The sequence below is a fragment of the Paenibacillus sp. 01T422 genome (assembly GCF_056398785.1).
The window spans coordinates 1-2,243 of the sequence record NZ_JBFTQB010000992.1; the positions used below are offsets into that span (position 1 = coordinate 1).

Consider the following 2,243-nt stretch of genomic DNA (forward strand, 5'->3'; position numbering starts at 1 on the left):
TTGCGATGGGGTGGCATTTGGACGGGAAAGTATCCGCTGTCGTCGGCACGCATACCCACGTGCAAACGAATGATAACCGCGTATTGCCGCAAGGTACAGCTTATGTGACAGATGTAGGGATGGTTGGCCCACGTGATGGCATTCTGGGTGTGGAGCGAAATGCTGTGCTTCAAAAATTCAAAACGCAGCTGCCAGTTAGATTCGTTACAGATGAAGGGAAATGGCATTTCCATGCTGTTGTTATAGAATTGAACGATCAAACAGGTCAAGCGAAAGCCATACAGCTTATTCGTTACGATGAAGATCAAGTTTTCATGGATTAATCGTTATTTCAGAAAATTTAGAGAACTCGTATGAAATAGAAAGTCATGTTTGTGCTACCTCGAGAATATGATGATTAATGGAACTATCCATCATTCCCGAGGAGGTACTATTCATGGATGTATTAAAAGTTTCAGCAAAATCCAACCCAAACTCCGTTGCAGGTGCTTTGGCAGGTGTGTTGCGTGAGCGCGGGGCAGCTGAGCTCCAAGCGATCGGTGCAGGCGCCTTGAACCAAGCCATCAAAGCAGTAGCGATCGCAAGAGGATTTGTGGCGCCCAGCGGAGTTGACTTAATTTGTGTACCAGCCTTCACAGATATCGTGATTGACGGGGAAGATCGGACGGCCATTAAACTAATCGTTGAGCCGAGGTAATGAACGTAACCATACATAATAATGCCTGCAACCTGTTTACTTTGTAGACAGGTTTTTTATTCTACCCCAAAACCTCTGATAAGAGGTTTTTGTCTTGTTTAGCGATAAATAAGGAGGCTGGATGGATGAGGATCATGGATGGTCATTGCGATGCGTTAACGAAACTGTACGTGAACCCAAAGCTTGATTTTGGTAAGGAAGATCAGGAACTGGATGTCAGTTATCCGAGATTAAAACATGCGGGCGTTAAAGTGCAGTGTTTTGCCATTTATTTATCAGACTCTATCCAACAGCCGACATTCGATCATATCTTGCAGATGGTTGATATTTTTCAAAGGAAAATTGTAAGTCATGAGGGTATGCGGTTTATTCAAAATGTGCAGGATTGGCATGAAGTAGAGGCAGGAGAGAAAATTGGAGCAATTCTGACACTTGAAGGTGTGGATGCTTTAGCTGGCAACTTGACCCATTTAAGAATCCTGTACCACCTCGGTGTTCGAAGTGTAGGGCTAACTTGGAACTACGCGAATTGGGCAGCAGATGGCGTAATGGAACCTAGAAAAGGCGGTTTCACAAGAAAAGGCAAACTCATGTTAAGAGAATTAGAAACAATGGGTATAATAGCAGATGTGTCACACTTATCGACTGCAGCTTTTTGGGAAATGGTCGAGGTTTATAACAAACCTTTTATTGCTTCCCACTCCAATGCTCAGAAAATATGTCCCCATCCAAGAAATTTATCAGACGATCAAATCAAAGCTATCATTCAATGTCAGGGACAAATTGGTCTGACGTTTGTTCCCTACTTCGTTGATAGCATGAATCTGGCTGTTCCTATAGCAGGTTTACTTAAACATATTGATCACGTCTGCTTATTGGGGGGAGAGAGACAAATTGGTTTTGGATCGGATTTTGATGGTATTGAGCAGTGGATCAAAGGGTTAAGACATGTAGGTCAATACGATAATTTAATAGAGGCGCTTTGTAAAAACTATAAGGAAACACAAGTAGAGGCATTTTTGTTTGGAAATTGGCGCAATTTCATGCTTGCGAACCTTCCGAAATGAAAATTGAAAATCGATCTAATATTGATATGGATTCGATCTAAAAACTCTATCTTTTAGAATCGTTGGTACCCCTTGCATTTTGCTTCATAAAGGCATAGAATTTGGTTGACAAGTGAAAGATTTTTTTTATTGCATCATCTTATCTTACTAAACAATTTAGCTTTTAATGTGTCTTCGAGCAGCTACAATCAAAAGGAGTGGACGTACGGTGATTAGTCAGTTATCTTGGAAAATCGGAGGTCAACAGGGTGAAGGGGTCGAAAGTACTGACCGTATCTTCTCTACTGCATTGAACCGTCTCGGTTACTATTTGTATGGGTACCGTCATTTCTCTTCACGGATTAAGGGGGGACATACAAATAACAAGATTCGCATCAGCACCAAGCCGATTCGCGCAATTTCAGATGATTTGGACATTCTGGTTGCATTTGACCAGGAAAGTATCGATTTCAACGCTCACGAACTTCGTGATAATGGAG

4 protein-coding genes are annotated in these 2,243 nt (G+C 42.0%); all 4 read left to right on the top strand.

The genetic code is table 11. The features are described 5' to 3' along the window. The coding region (locus AC1DUA_RS34560) for a YmdB family metallophosphoesterase (protein WP_477504044.1) at window positions 1-323 on the top strand (323 nt) is incomplete at its 5' end. Between the two features lie 113 nt (window positions 324-436). Next, window positions 437-697 (top strand): stage V sporulation protein S, encoded by a 261-nt coding sequence (locus tag AC1DUA_RS34565; protein WP_028558349.1) that lies wholly within the window; start codon window positions 437-439, stop codon window positions 695-697. 125 nt (window positions 698-822) lie between these two features. Then, complete coding sequence (locus tag AC1DUA_RS34570; protein ID WP_477504045.1) at window positions 823-1,764, top strand: dipeptidase; 942 nt, start codon at window positions 823-825, stop codon at window positions 1,762-1,764. 208 nt (window positions 1,765-1,972) lie between these two features. Then, a partial coding sequence (locus AC1DUA_RS34575) for a 2-oxoacid:acceptor oxidoreductase family protein (protein ID WP_477504046.1) occupies window positions 1,973-2,243 on the top strand: 271 nt, incomplete at its 3' end.

What these genes read in the sequence shown, in the direction of transcription:
- AC1DUA_RS34565 (WP_028558349.1), top strand. Translation starts at nt 437, where the DNA reads ATGGATGTATTAAAAGTTTCAGCAAAATCCAACCCAAACTCCGTTGCA.
- AC1DUA_RS34570 (WP_477504045.1), top strand. Translation starts at nt 823, where the DNA reads ATGAGGATCATGGATGGTCATTGCGATGCGTTAACGAAACTGTACGTG.